The sequence below is a fragment of the Mucilaginibacter aureus genome, assembly GCF_053514885.1.
Map to the genome: position 1 here is coordinate 2,895,580 of NZ_CP170601.1, position 20,874 is coordinate 2,916,453.

Sequence of the window (20,874 nt, forward strand, 5' to 3'; positions counted from 1 at the left end):
ATTCTTTAGGGGGATGATTACCGGTTTCTTAATATGGTGATATAACCTTTAATAACAGGCGCCGAAGTGCCCAGGTCGACAGTATAATAGTATGTGCCCTCGTTTAACGGTGCGCCGTTGAGTGTCGCGTTCCATTCGTTGGCGTAACCATGTTTGCTGTACACCACGCGCCCGCCACGGTCATAAACATTCACAAAATTATTGGGAAACAGCTGGATATCTTTAATTACCCAGGTATCGTTCTTGCCATCGCCATTCGGCGTTAATATGTTGGTTGCCGTTACTGCCGACGAAGGCAGGCCCTTATAAACCGTTACCGTGTAGGTGTTCTGTGTTACGCCGTCCTGCGCAGTCACTACAATAGTGATCGGCGTATTGCCCGTGTTTACCGGCATGGTTGCCGAAGCCTTGCCGCTGGTAACACCCACGCCGTTTACGGTGATGGTGGCATTATTATCGTGTGCGGTTGGCGTAAGGTTCAGATAGTATATAGCGTTGTCTACCGAATCGATATAGCTGGTTATCGCCGAACTGAATTTTGGCGATATATCACCCGCATTCAGTTTAATGTTCGATAATGTAGCATCGCTTGATGGTACAACCGTTAATGTCCCTGCTGTATAAGTAATGTTGTAATTGTTTGATGCCGCCCCGCTTACGCTGATGGGGTAACTGCCCGGTGCCGATGAAGCATTTGCGGTGGCGCTTAATACGGGAGCAGTGGTCAGGCTGGCAGCATTATCCGTACCCACAAAGCCGGTATAAGTGGCTGTTAAGGCCGGTATCGCTGCGCCATAGGCCACGCTTTTATTGTCTGCTGTAATGGTAAGGGCGGCTTTGCTCACCGTTAAGGTACCGGCAACGTAAGCAAAAGTATAGTTCGTGCTTGTGCCGCCGCTCGCCGTTACCGGGTAAGTCCCAACCGGCGAACTGGTTGTAGCGGTAGTGCCCACAGTCGGCTGGGTAGTCAGGCTGGCGGCATTATCCGTACCCACAAAACCCGAGTAGCTTACCAGGAGTGCCGGGTTTGCCGCGCCATACACTTTGGCCGGGCTGTTGGCAGTAACCGTTAAGGTGGCAGTGGTTACAGTTAAAGTTCCGGCTACATAAGTAAACGTATAGTTTGCCGATACTGCCCCGCTGGCCGTAGTAGGATAGGTGCCAATAGCCGATGTAGCGGTGGCAGTGGTTGTTACTGTTGGCTGTGTAGTTAAACTGGCTGCATTATCTGCACCCACAAAACCACTGTAAGTTGGTGTTAAGCTTGGAAGCGCTGCGCCATAAGCTTTGCTGGCGTTGCTTGCAGTAATGGTTAAAGCTGCAGGCGTTACAGTTAAGGTACCTGCCGCATAGCTAAAGGTATAGTTGGCAGCCACACCGCCTGCGGGAGTAATGGCGTAAGTATTTACCGGTGAAGCCGCGGTTGCTGTGGTGGTACCGGTTGGTTGTGTAGTTAAGCTGGTTGCATTATCAGCGCCTACAAAACCACTGTAGTTTACCGTAAAAGCTGGATTGGCTGCGCCATAAACTTTGGTAGCATTAGCCGCTGTTACAGTCAAAGTTTTTTTGCCGACGGCACTTACCGGGATTGCTACAGTAACATTGTTTGCGCCGGTACTGCTCAATACCACGTTACCCGAGTAGTTGTTCACCACATCTGTCGCGGCAAGCCTGATATAAACCGGGGTTGCGGCAATTGTGCCTGCTGCGCCCACCGTTACCGATGCCCCGAAACCTGTAGTTGCATTCGCACTTACCTCAAAACCTGCAGGCGGGGTTACCAGTATCCCGGCGGTCATGTCAGCCCCCGAAACATTAAATGTTCCTGTTGTTGATGCTGTCCCGTAGGTTGTGCTTAACGCGGATAATGCCCCGGTTGTACCAATGGTAGGTATAGGCGTTGCGGTTACGGTAATATTACCGGCCGTATAGGTAATGTTGTAATTGCCTGCCGTAAACGTGCCACCTGTTGCCGCCGATGGCACTACCGACCCGTTGTAAGTTCCGGCTGCATCGGCTGCTGCTGCGCCCGTGCCATAGGTAATGGTTACACTACCCACACTTTCACCATTTTGCAATGCTGTCGAAGTAAACGCACCCGAACCTGTACCGCCGGTTAAGGCAGATCCATAAGACTTGGTAACGTTATTGGCGGTAATGGTCAGGCTGGCTTTATTAACCGTTAAAGCTTGTTGCTGTGCTGTTGCGGCATTATATAAAGTGCTGCCGGCCTGATTAGCGGTAATGGTTACCGGTCCCGCCTTTACAATGTGCACTTTGTTGGCAATTATGGTAGCCACGGTCGGGTCGCTGCTGGTATAGGTTATCCCGATGGTCGTGTTATCGCTGGTGGCGCCCGGATCAAAATCGGCAGCGCCGTAGGTTTTGGCAGCCGTTGCCGCAAAAGTGATGGTCTGATTAAGTTTGAGTGTGGTCACATTCAGGGTTGCAAATGCTGTCTGTACGTTAGGCGTACCTGCCGCATCCTGCGAAACCACGTAAATATTGTAGGCCGTTGCCGGCGATAGTCCCGAAATGGTTTTGGTAGCATCGGTATTGGCGGCCGTTACCGCGAACGATCCGGAAGTCGCAACTGTGTTGTTGTTACCATCTTTACCCGCTACTATCTGTGCAACTGTGGTTGGTGCCGTGCCGGTTGCCGGTATCAGCACGTAATAGGTGGTTCCGGTTTCGTTCAGGTTGCTCACCACATCTATTGAGGTGGTTGTAATGTTGTTTGTTTTGGGATAATTGGTGGCGTTTACCGGTGGTGTTACATCAGCGGCAGCGCTACCTGTACCCGTTAAATTAACGGTTTGTGTAGTCGCATTGGTCGAAGTAATACTCACACTTCCCGGACTGGCCGTTGTGACAGTCGGTGCAAAGTTTACATATACCAGCGGATTTGGAGTTGCCTTGATCTCGGCAGGTGTAAAACTGATCGAAGTGCTGAAGTTGGTACCATCTTTCGATACTGCATACGGTGCCGATGTGCTTACGGCAGCGTTAGCACTCAATATCCCCGTTAAGGAAAAATTCTGTGCTGTTGAAATAGTGCCGGTGGTTTGATTTGTACCAAAATCCAGCGAAGTTACCGATGGCGTTACAAAGGCCGCTTCTATTGCTGATGATGAATTTTGGGGATTGATGTTGCTTACCTGCAAAAAGTCATTCGCGTTATCGTCCGTGTCGTAACCATTGCCGCTCTGGTAATCGGCACCCGTAGAGATCATGGAGGTCGCGGTCGAACCGGCATTGGCCTTTCTTTCAATGGATTTTGCACCTGTAGTGGCCGGTCCGGAGCCGGTACCTTCATAAACAACATCTACACCGGTACCGAAGCCTAAAAAATCGACTACGTTAGGGTAAGTATCCGGGTTGTTTGTCGGCGGAGCCGGTATATTAATAGCTGTAGTACTGGCCACCAACGCAATTTTGCCTGCGCTTGCGGCCACCTGTATAGTGCTGACGGCGTCGGGTGTTGGCAACGGATTTGTGGAAATAGGTGTTGATGAGCTGGCCAGTTGCACCAGGAAATACCCGTGTGCTTTGATTATCGAATTAGCCGGGAATGCCGTAACATTAAAAGTTCCGGCACTGGTACCACTTTTATATTGGATGGACCAGGTCGACATATTAACATCACTGCTCGTGGGGTTATAAAGTTCTACGAAAGGAGCGTTGAATGGAGCGCCGGTACCCGTAAGATTTGCCCAATATTCGCTGATAACCACGTGTTGTGCCATCAATGGAGTCGAGGCGGTTAAAAAAAAGATCAGGCTGAAAAAATAACGTAATTGTTTTTTCATATATTAAGATAGGGGGGATAATGGTTAATACTGGTTATGGTGTCAATTAATTTGGTTTAATATCAATAAGTGACACCCATATCAATTCGAATGGTTATTGAAAAGGCATTACTTAGTTCTATTCGGTTAATCGCTTAGCGGGACCGTGATCTCGATATTTTGGTTAACCAGCTAATTGGTTAACCAAATATGCAAGCTTTTATTTTGATTTCCAAATATTTGTATGAAAATATTTTCAACCGGGATGATAGGCTTTTTAACCGGCTTTGAAGAGGTGGCCACTTGTGTGGGATAGATTGAAAAAAGGATATAACCCACAGTTATATCCTTTTTTATTTACTGCTTTTGCAGATTTAAGAGAAGGCCAGGCCTCCGTTAATATCGATATTGGTACCGGTAACAAAGCTCGATTCATCGCTTACCAAATAGGCTACCAGGTCGGCAACCTCTTTTGCCTGGCCTTCGCGGCGCAGGGGGGTAGCATTGGCTACATTTGTCCTTACTTCCGGTTTTGAAAACGTATCGTGAAAAGCAGTAGCGATCATTCCCGGGGCTACCGCGTTTACACGGATCCCTTTAGGACCCTGCTCTTTAGCCAGCGCACGGGTATAGGTCATCAAAGCACCTTTGGCCGCAGCATAAGCCGATGCACCCGGACCGCCGCCGTCGCGCCCGGCCAGCGATGAAAAATTGATGATCGAAGCGCCTGCTTTCATAAACGGCAGCGCCGCCTTCGATGCCAGGAACACTGTTTTTACATTCAGGTCAAATATCAGGTCCCAAAACTCTTCTTCCATTTCCAGGGTGCCTTTACGCGCAACCAGCCCACCGGCCACGTTGATCAGCATGTGTATCTCTTCGCCAAAAGCTTCCTGCCCTTTGGCTATTAAATTGCTCACATCTTCGGCCTTGGTCATATCGCCGTACACGGCTATCGCTTTACCGCCATTAGCCGTGATCTGGTTGATGGTCTCTTTGGCATCCTCTTCTTTATTGAAATAATTAACCACCACACTCGCACCCTCGCAGGCTAACTTGATCGATACAGCTCTTCCAATATCACGGGCACCGCCGGTTACTATGGCTACTTTGTTTTTTAAACGCATTTTTATTTAACTTTTAGTTTTTTTGATTTGATTAATACGACCGATAACCAGGCCAGCGGTACAAGCACCGCGCCCAGTATAAAAAATGAATGATATCCTGTTTTAGTAATTAGCGGTACAGCCCAGGTTGTACACAGTGTACCTACCACAGCGGCTGTGCCGCCCATACCCGCTACTGTGCCCACATTTTTACCATTAAAATAATCGGCAGGCAGGGTTTGCAGGTTATTGATGAGGAACTGGAAACCGAACAGCGTTACGCTGATGAGTGCCATCGCCAGTCCCGGGTTAGCTTTTAATTGCGACAGGCAGATCACCAAACCGATCAATGCGATCAGCATCAAGGCACACCCAATTGTAACGGCGTTTTTACGCGACTTAGCTGCATCCTTCCCCCGTTTGATATACACCGATGAATAGTAACCGCCCAGTAAACTGCCGCAGGCGGCAATCAGGTATGGCAGCCAGGTAAACCCACCGATCTGTTTAATATCAAACATAAATTGCTCCTTTAAAAAGGTAGGCAACCAGGTAACGAACAACCACCAAACCGGGTCGATAAAAAACCTGCCGAGGATAATGCCCCAGGTATCATTAAACTTTAATAACTCTTTCCAGGTGTATACTTTTTCAGGGACCGCAGCATTGGTGCTTTTAACCGACGATAAAATATGCTCCTGTTCTTCTTTGGTTATCCAGGGGTGTTTATCAGGAGTGTTTTTGTTGATCAGCAGCCAGGGTAAAAGCCATACCAAACCCAGTACGGCCACGCAAACAAATGTTAGTTTCCATCCAAATGCCATAAAAAGCAGGGCAATAATAGGCGCCGCTATTACCGATCCCAATGATGCTCCTGCACCAAATATCCCTTGTGCTATTGCCCTTTCCTTCGCCGGGAACCACTCGGCATTGCTTTTGGTAGCACCCGGCCAGTTGCCGGCTTCGCCAAAACCCAGCATAAACCTGAAAATGTTAAACGAGAATAACCCCCGTGCCAGCGAGTGCAGTGCGATTGAAACGCTCCACAGCGCAATGGAAAATGCCATCCCCAAACGGGTGCCTATGCTGTCCATCAACTTACCGGTAAAGGTTTGTCCAAGGGCGTAGGCTATCATAAAAAAGGTCGTGATCAGCGCGAGCGCATTTTTACTGTCCGCATCGGTAATGCCAAACTCTTTATAAATGTAGGGCCACATAATGTTAATGGCGCTACGATCAATATAATTAATAATGGTGGCTATCCCGATAAGGGTAATAATATACCAGCGCAGGCCCTTGATCTTCATATACCCACTTCCTTTAAAAATTTCAAGATCCCTTTGTTCACTTCATCGTTCTGCTCTTTGGTCCATTTACCGTGGCCGCCACCCTCAACGGTCATAAATTCGGTTTTAACACCCATTTCCAAAAACTTTTTGTGCAGGTCAACCGATTGCTGGTACGGCACCGTTGTATCGGCATTGCCATGCGCAATAAAGGTCGGCGGACTGTTTTTATTGACGTAAAATATGGGCGATACCGATTTGGCAAATTCGGCCGTGTTATTACCGCCAAGCCAGTTAGCTACCGATTTACTTTTGATCACGCCGTTACCCCAGTCCCACACATCGGCAATACCATATTTATCAATAATGGCCACAACTTTGACATTGTCAACGCCGGGGCAATTGGTATCAAAGCGATGATCGTTAGCCAGTAAACCGCCCATTAAAGCCAGGTGAGCACCAGCCGAACCACCCATGATCACAATTTTATTCGGATCGATATTCAGCGTTTTGGCGTTTTTAATTAAGTAAATGAGCATACAACGGGTATCCTCAACACAACCCGGTGCTTTGGCTTGTTGCATCAGGCGATACTCCATATTGGCAACCGCATAACCCAGCTTAAAAAAGATATTAAACCCGCCCTGGTCGTCTTTCGAGCCATGGTTCCATCCGCCGCCGTGTATATTGATAATTACCGGGGTGGGCTTGCCGGTGTTGGGCGGCAGGTACAGATCTGCTTTTCCATCCCATCCGTTGGCCTGGGTATAAACCACATCCAACTGTTTGGTAAAACCTGCCGGTATGGCAACTTCTTTTTTAACCTTGGCGGTATCCTGCGCTTGTGCAGCAAGCAAACCTGTAGTAAGTAATAAAGCAATGATCGTTAACTTCATATCCCGATGCTTTTTAGAAATGCAAAAATGTGTTCGTTTATCTCGTTGTTCTTTTCTCGTGTAAAGCCGCCGTGCTTGCCGCCTTCAACGGTCATCATTTCGGTTTTAACACCTGCTTTCTGTAACTGGTGATACAGGTCAACCGACTGCTGGTAAGGCACATGGTCATCCGCATCGCCATGCACAATAAGGGTAGGAGGGCTGCTGGCCGTAACATAAGTAGTTGGCGAGACCGATGCCGTAAAAGCTTTATCTTTTGAATGTACATCTAACCAATTGGTTGCCGACCGGCTGTGCAAAACGCCATAGGCCCAATCCCACACATCGGCAATGCCATATTTATCAATAATGGCGGCTACTTTAATATTGTCAACGCCCGGGCAGTTGGTATCAAACCTGTGGTCGTTGGCTAATAAACCACCCATCAATGCCAGGTGCCCCCCGGCCGATGAACCCATGATCACGATCTTTTTGGTATCGATGTTCAGTGCCGCTGCATTTTTGATCAGGTAGATCAGCGCGCAGCGGGTATCTTCAATAGCGGCAGGGGCCTTGGCCACCTGCACCATACGGTAATCAATATTGGCTATAGCAAAGCCGGCCTTAAAAAAAGGACCAAAACCACCAATGCCATCCTTCGAACCCTTTGCCCAGGCCCCACCATGTATCACGATCATCACCGGGGTTGGGCTACCTTGGTTTGGCGGGGTGTAGATATCCATTTTAACATCCACACCGCTGGCATGAGTATACACCACATCCAATTGTTTGGCAAAGCCTTTGGGTACGGTAACAGGCTTTTTAGCCTGTACCGTATCGCCGGCTTCCTGCGCGTGCGCGGTCATCGCGGCAAACGCTAAAACAACAAACAAAAACTTCTTCATATCAAATAAAATCTTCACGCAGCGGACTGAATACATCGATCAATAAACCATCTTCCAAACAAACGCAGCCATGTAAAACTTCGGGCGGTACGTAATAGCCGTCGCCTTTTTTAATAATGCGGGTCTCATCACCAATGTGCATTTCAAAAACGCCGCTCTCCACATAAGTTACCTGCGAGTGCGGGTGCTTGTGGATAGTCCCCACGCCGCCTTTTTCAAACTTTGCCTTTACCAGCATAATTTTGTCGTCGTAGCCATATATCTGCCGCTGTATCTTTTCGGCAGGTTTTTCCCACTCGATCTCGTTCTCTATCTGGAATAAATCGCTTTGCGCCATGTTATTTTGTTTTAGTGATCTGGATAAAATTGGTTTTGCTGTTGTAGTCGAGTTTCGCGGTATAACTCACACCTTTAACTGTAAAGCTAAAGGCGGTGCCCGCAGCATCATTACCGATGATCTTTACATCGCTGATATTACTTTTTGCGCCCGATGTGGTTTCTGATGTCGGGTCGGTTTTGCCGTGCGTTTCGGTAATGCTGATAAATGCCTGGCTTCCGTTTTTATGCTGTTCCAAAATAAAACCTCGCTCGTTGCGCAGGTTCATATTCGGGTCGCCTGCGCCCAGGGTTACCAGTTTTACCTTCATAGGCGATGTGCCGGTAAAATGCGTGGTATAAAAAATATTGTTGTTCAGCATGGTAATGTAACCGGTCGGCTCGGCCAGCTCATTATTGCTGTTAAGCCAGATATGCTGAAAACCATTGTCTTTGCCCATCGCTTTCAGATCGTCTGTTACAGCGCTGAATTTAAACGAGGCATCGGTGATCACGCCCTGGTACCAAAACGGTAAACTGTATTGATGATCGGCTTCCGAGTTCACCTGGAAAACATCGATCAATAAAGCTTTCTTTAATTCTTCCGGTTTAAATAAAATACTGCTGCGTAATAAGCCCACGCCAGGGTAAGCGCTGTCTTCCCGGCCGCTCACCACCTGTATATTACCTTTATCCTCAAAATACACCAGCGAGGCATGTGCCGCTTCAGATTTTTCTAAGTTGGCTTTGTATTGCGATGCCTGGTCGACGGTAACTGTATTATGAGCAATAGTTTGCTTAGCCCAGGTTTTATTTTCAGGCAGGTAATCACCGCCGGATTTCGATTCGATATTGATGAAACGTGCTGATCCGTAATCCGAGAATACTTCGGTATTGTTATCGTAATACAGCAGGTTCAGCCTGTCGAAATGCCCGTGGCCCATACCTTGTGCCGCAGCTTTTAACAATACGCATTGCTGCGATGTATTGCTGCCAAACCGCAAAATACCCAATCCGCCTTCGTTGCCTTTAGCACCATCGCTTAAAAATAGGGTTTTGTAGCCAAACGGTTTGGTAAGGCCCTGGTCTATCGCTTTTGATACTTTTAAGCCAGCATCCGATATCACTACGTGTCCTTGCTTTTTGGCAATGTCCAGTAGATCTGGTTCAGGCAGGATATCTGCATAAGCCACATCCACACCGTAAACCAGTTCTTCCGACGAAAAGTCTTTATCCTTCATCGCATCATTCACCGGGAAAAAATATCCTGTTGTATAAGTAGTTTGCAGCGCGGCATGTATGGCCTTCGCCAGGATGTTATTGCGAAATTTAAAAATGTTGAGCTGTGGCTGATTTTGCTGTATCGCTTTCGCGAAAGCAACAAAAGGCATAATGGCGTAACGCTGATAGTAAGGGCCTTCGGTATAATAACCATCTGGCGAAAACAGCTCATCCAGTTGTTTTAAAAAGCCGGTCTTACCATCCTTAGCCGATCCTTTCAACGCCATTTCTACATAATCAGGTTGATGGATCACATAACCCGTCATCCCCACAGCTGCCAAACACCAGGTACCATGGTTATGGATCAGGTCGAAAGTTTCTTTACACTCGGTAGTAAAATATTTTACTATCGGGATAAACAGGTGCTGCTCAATGGTAGCCCTGTCCTTTGCAGGGATAGCATTATAGGCCATATCATAACCCTGTATCACAGTTACCTGCCATACAAAATCGTTCAGGCACTGCCAGAATATCTTGCCCGGTATCTGGTTGCTTTTCCTTTTGGGATGTTGCGGCCATTGCTCGTATTGCGCGGCATATTGCAGCAGCATGGTTTTAATGTAAGCGGCATACTTAGGGTCGCCGCTTATCTGGTAGGCAACGCCACAGGCCAAAATATTTTGCGAATTGTTTTTGTGCTGCTCGTGCGTGTAACCACCCGCGCCGTCCTTAGGTAGGGGCACATCCATCTTTTCGGCCAGCGCCTTATCAGCTTTGGCCTTTACCTCAAGGTACGATTTTTTAAGCAGCGGACTGCTTGCACAGCCGCTTCTCACAGCGGCGATATTGCCTGCCGTAAGCATCAGGTTGGGATGGGTTTGGGCAAAGCTACTGCCGGGTATCGCCAAAAGGCATACCGATATCAATCGATAAAATGGTTTCATAATCCTAAAACGTCGCCGTTATTTATTTACAATTTGATTGGCAGCAAACGCCGTACGCGCCACCTGTAAAACCTCGTCTAAATGCGCGGCCATCGCATTTTCAGCGGCATCAACATCTCTTTCCTGTATTGCTTTAAAAATTTCGCGGTGTTCTTTAACTGCTATTTTGCTTCTGTCCTTACCGCAAATATTATTGTCTATAATGTTTTTGATCAGATCAGGCACCAGCACGATCATCATCGATTCGATCACCGAGTTTTTTGTAGCACCTGCTATCTTGATATGGAAAAGCATATCCTCTTCAACCGCGTTCAGGTTTTGCTCTATCTTCAATTCATAGTCTTCTAAAGCGGCCTTCAGTTCAATTACATCTTGCTCGGTGCGTCTTTCTGCTGCCAGGCGTACGGCATCCAGTTCAACATAATAGCGGGCCTCTATCAGCGCGCTAAAATCATCCTTGTTAAACTTAATGATATCGCTGATCAGGTTATCCAATACCTTAATGCTCAGGCCAGATACATAAGTACCACTTTGCGGCGATGTTCTGAGCAGGCCATAAAACTCTAGCTTCAGGATCGCTTCGCGCACATAGCTGCGGCCTACGCCTAATTTCTCAGCCAGTTGTCTTTCAGCCGGCAGGCGATCGCCGGGCTTTAATTGCCCCGAGGTGATCAGTTGCTTTAACTGGAGGATGATCTTATCTACAGACGATTCAACCTGTATAGCCTGTATATTTCTGATGATGTTCTGCATATTGTAATTTGGTCAACCAATTTGGTTTACCAAAAGTATAATTAATTTTTTATAAATAACTACTCTTTTTTATTTAATTATTATGTGATAATTGCCTAATTATCAGTGTTAATTACTTACCATCCCGGATTTTGCGCACTAAATGGTATGCCCGGGTTCAGTGTCAGCTCCGATATCGGTATTGGAAACAGCGTATCCCTTGCCGATACATTTTTATACGGGGTGGTCGCGCTTGTGCGCCCGGTATAACCGTAGGTTGATGATGCCGAAGCACTTGGCGCCTGTACCGGTATCACCGTTACTAAATTTGCTACTGTGCTCAGGAAAGTGTGCCAGCGAAACAAGTCGAGCTTGCGATGCCCCTCGCCGCCAAGCTCGCGCGAACGTTCATCCATGATCGTCTGCCTGAACACCGCCTTGCTCGAATATTGCGAGGCCACCAGGTCGGCATCGCTTAAATTGCTGATGGTTGCTGTAAGCACGCCGCCGGTACCCCCGCCGCCTGTTACGGTAATGGTTGGCACCGATGTGTAAGATGCGCCGCCATCGGTAATGGTTATCGCAGTTATTTTACCGCTTGCCACGGTTGCTGTAGCTGTAGCGTTGCGGGTAGCGCCACCGCCGCTGATGGTGATGGTTGGTGCGGTGGTGTAACCTGCACCTGCTGTTGTAATAGCAATGTTGTTAACCACCCGGCCGTTTAAAACGTTACCGTAAGCACGTTCCCTAACCAGGTTTACATAACCCTGGTTGGTAGCTGTGGGGCCGTTTATCTCGTTATCGGCTTCAGCCAGCATTAACAAAACATCGGCGTACCGCAGCAGTGGCCAGTTTGTAGGGCCAAAGTTTTTAACGGTTATCACATCCGGTTTTTGGTATTCGCGGCGCCATTTGGATAGCGGCCTGCCCCAGTTTGCTGTTGTTGGCGTAGCGATCTTACCATTGGCGGCATCGTTACCCGAGTAATAAAACGGACTCATCGTCCAGTCGCGCCTTAGGTCGCCTTTGCCAAACAGGTTGTAATAAGTGCCCAGCGTAATATACTGTGCCTGCATAAACCCATAATCCGAATTGGTATTATTGATACCGGTGGTTGAGCCAAAACGCTCGTAGTTGCGGTATATCCCGGCATCATCGCGGTAAAACTCAATTTCCCAGATACATTCTTTAATATCTTCAATATCCTGGCTTTCGTTAATAAATATCTGTTTGTAATCAGGGTTTAAACTGTGGATGCCACTATTCACAACTTTTAACGCCCAGTTTTCTGCCTGCTGATAATAGGTCGCATCGTTTAATCTGCCGGCGGCATGTAAACAAACCCGTGCTAAAACTCCCTCAACACCGGTTTTTGATATCCGGCCGTTATTGTTCCACACGGTCGAGGTATTGACCAAACCTTCGGCAGTGGTCATGTCTTTGATGATCTGCTCATAAACCTGTTTTTTGGGTACGCGGGGATAGTTGATATCAGTTACCCCGGTTGTAGAGTGCAGCTTTAAAGGCACATCGCCCCAATAACCTGTCAGTATAAAAAAGTAGTAGGCACGTAAAAATAAAGTCTCGCCCTTGATCTCATCTTTAGTTGCCTGCGGCGCTGCCGAAGTGGGTAAATGTTCCAATATCAGGTTGGCCCGTTCAATACCGGTATACAGGTCGTTCCAGCAACTGATAAAATTTGCATACGATGAACTTGTATTATAAACCGAAGCTGCCACACCACTCGAGCTACGCAGGTAATACTCATCATTGGATGCGTTTGCTTCAAGCGATAAAAAGCGCGAGTAAGTAGCTTCATCGCTGTTGCCCAGTTCAGCATATACGGCTGCCAGTGCCGAATTCAGCTGGTCGGTAGTGTTATAATAGGTTTGCGGCGCAACAGAATCCTGCGGCAGCTGCGTCAGAAATTTTTTGCATGATGTCATCCCGCTCAGCGCGGCGATCATCAGGAATATGCCAATCTTATTTTTCATTTCAATATCTTTTAATTTGTCAGCTATCTGTGTTTGATAACCTTAAAAATTTACATCTAAACCTAAAGTAACCACTCTTGCCCTTGGGTATGCCGAGTAATCCAAACCTGGTGTCAGGGCCGATGGGAACGAATTAACTTCAGGATCCAGGCCGGTGTATTTGGTCCAGGTATACAGGTTTTGTGCCGATGCATAGATCCGCAATCCTTTGATCCCTGCTTTCTGCATTACTGCGGGTTTAAAGCGGTAACCCAAATTCACTGTTTTCAAGCGCAGATACGAGCCATCTTCAATAACACGCGATGGATAGAAACTTGGTGCGCTTGGCCCTGCATTGGCACGTGCAAGCGTATTGCTCGGATTGGTGGGCGTCCACCTGTCGGCATAGCTTGCAAACTGGTTAACACCTACGGGGTTTGATACCCCACCACCGCCTTCCAGCGGTATCCGGTTAAGGTTGGCCACCTGGTTACCGTAACTAAACTGGAAGAAGATATTCAGATCGAAACCTTTATAGCTAAAGTTATTTGAAAAACCACCAATAAACTGCGGATTAGGATTGCCAATGGTGGTCAGGTCATTTACATCCACCACGCCGTCGCCGTTAATATCCTTAAATTTCCACGCTCCCGGAGTTTTTAGTCCGGTTGTCGTATTATAAGTTGGTATGCCCGGATTGAGCACGTACACACCCGGTGATGTTTGGGTATAATCGCTGTTCTGGTAAACGCCATCCGAAACTAAGCCATAAAACATGGCTACCGGCTGGCCAACCTGCGCTATAAAACCCGGACTTTCGGCAATGGTATTATTGCCCCATTTCTGGATGGTCAACAAATACGGTTGCCCCGACGTTAAAGATAAAACCTTAGTACGGTTAAACGAGATGTTGAATGTACTGGTGTAGTTGAAATCTTTGGTAGACACATTGGTGGTGGTCAGCGTAAACTCCAAACCGCGGTTTTGCGTAGCACCGATGTTTTCGTAAGCGGTGGTATAACCTGTTACGCCTGGCAGCGAGGCGTTAAGCAGCAGGTTGGTAGTTTTTTTGTTATACACATCAGTAGTTAAAATAATGCGCTGGTTAAAAAAAGCAAGGTCTAAACCGATATCTGTTTCGGCAGTGTTTTCCCATTTCAGGTTAGGGTTGGCCAGGTTTATCGGGTAAGCACCGCTGATGTAGGTATTGCCCGGGGTATAAGCACCGCCGGCGCCGCCCTGCCCCAATAACGAGTAAGGCGCGGTATCGCTAACCCGATTGTTACCGGTTATACCATAGCTTGCACGCAGTTTAGCATCCGAAACTACTTTATTGTATTTTAAAAACTTTTCCTCGCTGATATGCCATGCTAACGATCCCGACGGGAAATATCCCCAAACATTATCATTCAAAAATTTAGAAGAACCGTCGGCCCTTAAACTTACCGTAGCCAGGTATTTTGAGTTATAACTGTAGTTGATGCGCCCTAAAACAGAGGCCAGCGTATTAACCGATTTTGAGCTGGTAATAGAGTAGGGTGTACCCTGATCTAACCCGTTTACACCCAAAGTTTCGTTAGGCACCAGTATAGCACCGCCACCACTTGTCGATTGAGTGTTTTGTCCAACAGTAAAGCCGGCCAGAATATTTACGGCATGTTTGTTGGCAAATACTTTATTAAAAGTTAGCGTATTTTCATTCACCAGGTTAGTCTTGTTGGTATAGGTTACCGAGCCATTCGGTCCGCCCTGACCCAGCGGGCTGTTCGGGCTGCCTAATCTTGAGTTCGAGGTATTAAACTGATCATACTCCACACTACTGGTATTAATGCCGCCGGTAACTTTTAATTTTAAGTTGGGGGTAAAGCTATACTCTAAAAAAGCGTTGGCGGTAAACAGGTTTGAGTAGCGCACACGTATCTCATTCTGTAAGGTTAATACAGGGTTCCATTGGTAATTGGTTGACGACACCACATCCTGGTCCTGTGCGTTCATTAGCAAGGCATTCAGGTCTTCGCCCGGTGAGGCAAGCGGCCTGTAGCGCCAGGTATTGATCAGTAATGGATCAGAAGTAGAGTACTCCCCGCCGATCTGTTTACCATTGGTGATCAGGTAACTGTAATTGGTATTGATACCGGCGCGTAGTTTGGTATTCAGTTGCTGATCTAAAGTGATCCTGCCTTGATACCTTTTAAAGCCAGATTGAATGATGGTACCATCCTGACCAAAATATTGCCCGCTAATGGTATACTTGGTATCCTTATTACCGCCCCTTATAGCCAGCGAATGGCTTTGCATCCCCGCTTTGCGGAAGATCTGTTTCTGCCAGTCGATAGAGGGTACTTCGCGGTAACTTTCAAGGCTGTGCGTACCTGTTGGGTTGGTAACCGGATTATAAATATCATACAATTGATCATTGAACAGCGAATCGACCTCCACCTGGTATTTTACATAGTTATATGGGTCCATCACCCTGGCGGTCTTAATATTAGCCTGTATGCCGTAATAAGCATTATAGGTAATTTGCGGCGGCCCGCTTTTTCCTTTTTTAGTGGTGATGATAATTACACCGTTCGCACCACGTGCACCATATATTGCTGTCGACGAAGCATCTTTCAAAACCTCTATCGATTCGATATCAGCCGGGTTAATGGCATTGTTATTATAGTTTTCTATCGGGAAGCCGTCTATAACATATAGCGGCGAGTTATCCTGGGTAACCGAGTTTCCGCCGCGGATAACAATGGTTGGTGCGGCTCCCGGCTGCCCGTCGGGCGAGGTAACCTGCACACCGGCAACACGGCCTGCCAACGCATCATCAAATGATTTTACCGGGGCTTTGTTCAGATCGTCAATGTCAACCGTGCCTACCGACCCGGTCAAATCGCGGCGACGCACCTGCCCGTAACCCAAAATCACAACCTCGTTCAGGTTTTTGGGTTCTTCAAGCAGGGTTATATTAATGCTTTTTCTGTCTCCAACAATCTCTTCTATCGGGGTAAAACCTATATAGCTAAAAATAAGCACAGCCTGCTTATCTTTAACAGCTATACTGTATTTACCATCAATATTGGTGGCAGTACCTGCGCCACCGCCTTTTATCCGCACGCTTACGCCGATAAGTGATTCACCATGCGAATCTTTTACTGTCCCGGTAACGGTATTATTTTGAGCAAACGATGATAAGGAGCATATCAGCATCAATATCACGCATGCAATTGCCGTTAAATAGCGATATACATCAATGCTATCCCACTTCAAGTGCGACTCGCCAGTTAAAATACATGATCTTTTTTGGGTTAAAAAAAAGAGGGTACTTAGTTTAAGTAAAGGTTTTTTCTTCATATGGGGGTTAATTGGTATTGGTTTACCAATAATTGGTTGACCAAAATTACCAATTAAAACTTCATTTCCAAATTTCCCCGAAAATTAATCTCAAATTAATTTTTTGCATATATAAAATAAAGTATCCATATTTGGTCAACCAATCTGGTCAACCAATTAATAATTACAAATATAATATTTGCACACCGCACCATGAAGAAATTATGCTGTATTCTATTTTTAGCTTTTGCAGTTTTTGCAGCCAAAGCCCAGGACATCGAAAGCTCAGATACTGCCAAAACCCCCGTTAAGGTAAAGATCCCCGCAAACTACACCACAAAAATGGATGTTGTTTACAGTAAAGTAGATGGTTGGGATGGCCGCATGGATCTGTACCAGCCTTCCACAGACAAAGGTTTGTCGCCGGTGATGATCAATATCCATGGTGGCGGTTGGAACAAAGGCCGCAAAGAAGACCAGTCGGGTTTCAGTGCATTTTTCAAAAAAGGTTATGTTGTAGCCAATGTGGAGTACCGCCTGGTGCAAACCGCCCCGGCACCGGCTGCTGTACTGGATATCCGCTGTGCGCTCATCTATATTATTGATCACGCCCGCGAACTGAATGTGGATGTCAACAAGATCGTTATTATGGGTAGCTCGGCAGGTGCACACCTGGCCTTAATGGGCGGTTTGCTGGCTAACGATCATCATTTCGATACCAACTGCCAAACAACAAAAACAATAAAGGTAGCCGCCATCATTAGCCAGTCGGGTATTACCGATGTTTGGGATTGGGCACATGGGCCGCACCGCACCAGTAAATCGGCAACCATGTGGCTGGATAAACGTGCTAACGATCAGCCTTTCGCACAATCAGTATCGCCGCTTACCTATGTTAAAAAAGATAGCCCGCCAACCTTTGTGGTGCATGGCGATGCCGACCCGATAGTGCCTTATGAGCAAGGGGTTGAGCTCTACCAAAAATTGCAGCAAATGGGTGTTAAAAGCCAGTTTATTACGGTGCCCGGCGGGGGCCACGGTAAATTTCCTGCCGAAAAGAAAACTGAAATAGTGAACGCTTACATGGCCTTTTTAAAAGAACTGGGACTACACCAATAAACCAAATCCCGATCATACCATCTATTACAGAAATTAAATTACATGAGATACCTCTTTTTACCACTCATCTGCCTGCTTGCCTTATCCAAAGTTGAGGCACATCATACATACTATAACCCTTTTCCGGCTGCAGCCGATAGCATCCTGCCGTCTAAAATATTGAATCTCACCAACTGGAAGATCACCCTGCCCATCAGCACCAGGCCCGATGGCGTTGCCGATGATATTAAGCAACCCCAACTGAGCATTTACAGCAATAAAGAGTATTTCTTTTCCAATAAAAAGGGTGATGGGGTATGCTTTAAGGCGCATGTAGATGGCGCCACTACCAAAGGCTCCAACTTCCCGCGATCAGAACTGCGCGAAATGATCAATAATGGTAAAACTAATGCCGACTGGTCATCATCATCGGGTACCCATACTTTGTTTATCGAGCAGGCAGTTACCCATCTGCCCGATGTTCGCGATCAGATCGTGATCGGCCAGATCCACAATGCTGATGAGTATATCATTTTTTTCCGGTTAGAACATAAGCGCTTGCTCGTATCAGTAAATCATGGTGGTACATTTACCCTGGATGATAATTACAGATTAGGCACCCGCTTCAACGCTAAATTTGTGGTTAGTAACAACCAAACCCAATGCTATTACAACGGCGATCTCAAATATACGTATCAAGGCAGCTACAGCGGCGCTTACTTTAAAGCGGGCGCTTATGTGCAGTCATCCTGCAAAGGCAAAAAAACCACAGCAGGCGAATTATGCAATGCTTACGGTGAAGTCGAGATCTATAACGTTTGGGTAAAACACGAATAAAGCTTAACTGGCCCTTTATATCTTAAGCCTCTTTGATTAATTTAAAGAGGCTTTTTTTGTGTTCATACCGTATTGACTTGATATTTTAGCTGCCCAATGGACGCAAATGTGCGGGTTGACATTTGCGCCCCTATAAATGCACAATGGTTTAATATTAGTCGCCTACATTTACAAACAGATGCCGGGTCCTTGTGCCTGCATCGCCGGAATGAGAACCGGTTTGACCAATTAAAAACGACATTTAAATATTTTATGAGATCGAGCAATATTCAGATCAATGGGTTTTTAGCCATTTGTATTACCGCTTTGAGCATTCAAACCGGCTATGCGCAAACCAAACCGGCAGCAACGCTCGATAATAAGATCGATGGCATCATTAAAAAAATGACGCTTAAAGAAAAGATAGCCATGCTGCATGGTAATTCTCTTTTTTCATCAGAAGGAGTGAAGCGCCTGGGTATTCCCGAACTGACCTATGACGACGGGCCTTTAGGCGTGCGCGAAGATGTTGGCCGTTTTACCTGGGCTCCGCTTAATCTTAAAACCGATTCGGCAACCTTTTTTCCAAACGGTTCGGCCGTAGCCGCAACCTGGAATACCGCACTGACCTATCGTTTTGGCGTAGCAATGGGGCAGGAGGCCCTGGCCCGCAAAAAAAATATCATACTGGCGCCGGCCTTTAATATTTGCCGCACACCGCTTTGCGGCCGTACTTACGAGTATTACTCCGAAGATCCGTTTTTAAATGCGCAGTTAGCCGTATCATCTGTTAAAGGTATCCAAAGCCAAAATGTGGCTGCCTGTGTAAAGCATTTTGCGGTTAACAACCAGGAAAGCTGGCGCGACAGCATCAATGCAGTAGTAAGCGAACGTGCTTTGCGCGAAATTTACCTGCCTGCATTTAAGGCTTCTATTGAGCAGGGACATGCCTACACCATCATGTCAGCCTATAACCTGATCAACGGGGCGCACTGTTCTGAAAACGAAATTCTTTTAAACAAAATACTCAAAGGCGAATGGGGTTTTAAGGGTTTGGTAATGTCCGACTGGGGCGGTACGCACAGCACCGTTAACGCAGCAAAAAATGGCCTCGATCTGGAAATGGGTTCAAGCGGGCCGTTTGAAAAGTGGTACTTTGCCGATCCGTTGTTTGAAGCGGTAAAAGAAGGCAAGGTGAGCGAAAAACTGATCGACGAAAAAGTACACCGCATATTATGGGTAATTTATCATACCTCGCTGGTACCACACCCAATGTCCGGAAGCCTCAATACCCCGGCACATAGCAAAGCCGTATATGATATCGCTGCCGAATCCATTGTATTGCTCAAAAATCAAAAACATTTATTGCCGCTTAATACCCAGGGTGTAAAAAGCATAGCTGTTATCGGCGACAATGCCACCCACACCTTTGCAACCGGTGGTTTTGGTGCCGGGGTAAAAGCCAAATATGAGGTTACCGCTTTACAGGGATTGAAAAACCGGTTAGGTAATCATATTGATATTCGATTTGCGCAAGGCTATAAGGGCAACTATAAAGTGAACTATAATGCACAGCAAAAAGAGAACGCCAATAAGCCCAATCCCGAACTGATCAGCCAGGCAGCCGAACTGGCAAAAAAGAGCGATGTAGCTATTTTGGTTATTGGCTCAAACCGCGATTACGAAAGCGAAGCGCACGACAGGCCGAACTTAACCTTGCCTTTCGGCGAGCAGCAATTGGTTGATGCGGTTACCGCAGCTAACCCCAATACCATTATTGTAGTAATTGCCGGTGCGCCTTATGATCTTAACGAGATCAAAAAGAATAACCATACCATCATCTGGTCATGGTTTAACGGTTCGGAGGGTGGTAACGCTTTGGCGGATGTGATCACCGGCAAGGTAAACCCATCGGGTAAATTACCGTTTACTTTCCCGGCTAAACTTGACGATTCGCCTGCGCATGCGCTGCACACTTTCCCGGGCGAAAAGCTAACGGCAAATTATAAAGAAGGTATTTTGGTAGGATACAGATGGTTCGATACCAAAAAAATAGAACCACTGTACTGCTTTGGTTACGGCTTATCGTACACCAGTTTTAAATACACCGCAGTTAAAACGGATAAAAAGGCCTACAAAAAAAGCGACAAAATTACCGCATCGCTGCAGCTAAGCAATACCGGCAAATACGCCGGCAAGGAGATAGTGCAGCTTTATGTAAGCAAAATAAACCCTAAAGTTGAGATGGCCGAAAAAGAGCTGAAAGCCTTTCAAAAAATTGCTGTTAACGCCGGCAAAGCTGCACAGGTAGCTTTAAACTTTAAGGCATCCGATCTGGCTTATTTTGATGAAAATAGCAAAAAATGGATAGTTGAACCGGGGCAATATAAAATTTCGGTAGGTTCGTCATCACGCGATATCAGGCAGTCAACAGTCATCAATATCGATTAATGTTGCAGATATCCTTGTGAGTGATTGCTTACCGGCCCGC

The 20,874-nt window shown here is 46.7% G+C and carries 13 protein-coding genes; 3 read left to right on the forward strand and 10 right to left on the reverse strand.

Annotated features, from left to right (window positions below):
- Window positions 1-17 precede the first annotated feature (17 nt).
- The 10 genes from ACFGVR_RS12440 to ACFGVR_RS12485 all read right to left on the reverse strand — a co-directional run bounded on the left by ACFGVR_RS12440 (window position 18) and on the right by ACFGVR_RS12485 (window position 16,490).
- Window positions 18-3,809 (reverse strand): MBG domain-containing protein, encoded by a 3,792-nt coding sequence (locus tag ACFGVR_RS12440; protein ID WP_448697463.1) that lies wholly within the window; start codon window positions 3,807-3,809, stop codon window positions 18-20.
- Window positions 3,810-4,162: 353 nt separating this feature from the next.
- Complete coding sequence (locus ACFGVR_RS12445; RefSeq protein ID WP_448697465.1) at window positions 4,163-4,915, reverse strand: SDR family NAD(P)-dependent oxidoreductase; 753 nt, start codon at window positions 4,913-4,915, stop codon at window positions 4,163-4,165.
- A gap of 2 nt (window positions 4,916-4,917) precedes the next feature.
- The gene (locus ACFGVR_RS12450; RefSeq protein ID WP_448697466.1) at window positions 4,918-6,201 is read right to left on the reverse strand and encodes an MFS transporter; all 1,284 of its coding nucleotides are present in this window, start codon (window positions 6,199-6,201) and stop codon (window positions 4,918-4,920) included.
- Window positions 6,198-7,076 (reverse strand): alpha/beta hydrolase fold domain-containing protein, encoded by an 879-nt coding sequence (locus tag ACFGVR_RS12455; protein WP_448697468.1) that lies wholly within the window; start codon window positions 7,074-7,076, stop codon window positions 6,198-6,200. Before ACFGVR_RS12455 ends, ACFGVR_RS12450 begins: the two co-directional genes overlap by 4 nt.
- Window positions 7,073-7,960 (reverse strand): prolyl oligopeptidase family serine peptidase, encoded by an 888-nt coding sequence (locus tag ACFGVR_RS12460; RefSeq protein WP_448697469.1) that lies wholly within the window; start codon window positions 7,958-7,960, stop codon window positions 7,073-7,075. The genes ACFGVR_RS12455 and ACFGVR_RS12460 overlap by 4 nt, the downstream gene beginning before the upstream one ends.
- Before the next feature lies 1 nt (window position 7,961).
- A complete protein-coding gene (locus tag ACFGVR_RS12465) occupies window positions 7,962-8,297 on the reverse strand; it encodes a cupin domain-containing protein (protein WP_448697471.1) in 336 nt (111 codons plus the stop codon).
- Between the two features lies 1 nt (window position 8,298).
- Window positions 8,299-10,440 carry a heparinase II/III domain-containing protein gene (locus tag ACFGVR_RS12470; protein ID WP_448697472.1) on the reverse strand — a complete coding sequence of 714 codons (2,142 nt, stop codon included), beginning with the start codon at window positions 10,438-10,440 and terminating at the stop codon, window positions 8,299-8,301.
- Between the two features lie 18 nt (window positions 10,441-10,458).
- Window positions 10,459-11,193 (reverse strand): FadR/GntR family transcriptional regulator, encoded by a 735-nt coding sequence (locus tag ACFGVR_RS12475; protein ID WP_448697474.1) that lies wholly within the window; start codon window positions 11,191-11,193, stop codon window positions 10,459-10,461.
- A 116-nt stretch (window positions 11,194-11,309) separates the two neighbouring features.
- Window positions 11,310-13,166, reverse strand: a complete 1,857-nt coding sequence (locus ACFGVR_RS12480; protein WP_448697476.1) for a RagB/SusD family nutrient uptake outer membrane protein — start codon at window positions 13,164-13,166, stop codon at window positions 11,310-11,312.
- A 42-nt stretch (window positions 13,167-13,208) separates the two neighbouring features.
- A complete protein-coding gene (locus ACFGVR_RS12485) occupies window positions 13,209-16,490 on the reverse strand; it encodes a SusC/RagA family TonB-linked outer membrane protein (RefSeq protein ID WP_448697478.1) in 3,282 nt (1,093 codons plus the stop codon).
- A gap of 192 nt (window positions 16,491-16,682) precedes the next feature.
- On the opposite strand from ACFGVR_RS12485, the gene ACFGVR_RS12490 reads away from it, so the two are divergent.
- From ACFGVR_RS12490 to ACFGVR_RS12500, 3 genes are all read left to right on the forward strand, one after another.
- Window positions 16,683-17,588, forward strand: a complete 906-nt coding sequence (locus tag ACFGVR_RS12490; protein ID WP_448697479.1) for an alpha/beta fold hydrolase — start codon at window positions 16,683-16,685, stop codon at window positions 17,586-17,588.
- Window positions 17,589-17,630: 42 nt separating this feature from the next.
- Window positions 17,631-18,404: a polysaccharide lyase family 7 protein gene (locus ACFGVR_RS12495; protein WP_448697480.1), complete on the forward strand. Its 774-nt coding sequence runs from the start codon at window positions 17,631-17,633 to the stop codon at window positions 18,402-18,404.
- A 252-nt stretch (window positions 18,405-18,656) separates the two neighbouring features.
- Complete coding sequence (locus ACFGVR_RS12500) at window positions 18,657-20,834, forward strand: glycoside hydrolase family 3 C-terminal domain-containing protein (protein WP_448697482.1); 2,178 nt, start codon at window positions 18,657-18,659, stop codon at window positions 20,832-20,834.
- The last annotated feature ends 40 nt before the right edge of the window (window positions 20,835-20,874 follow it).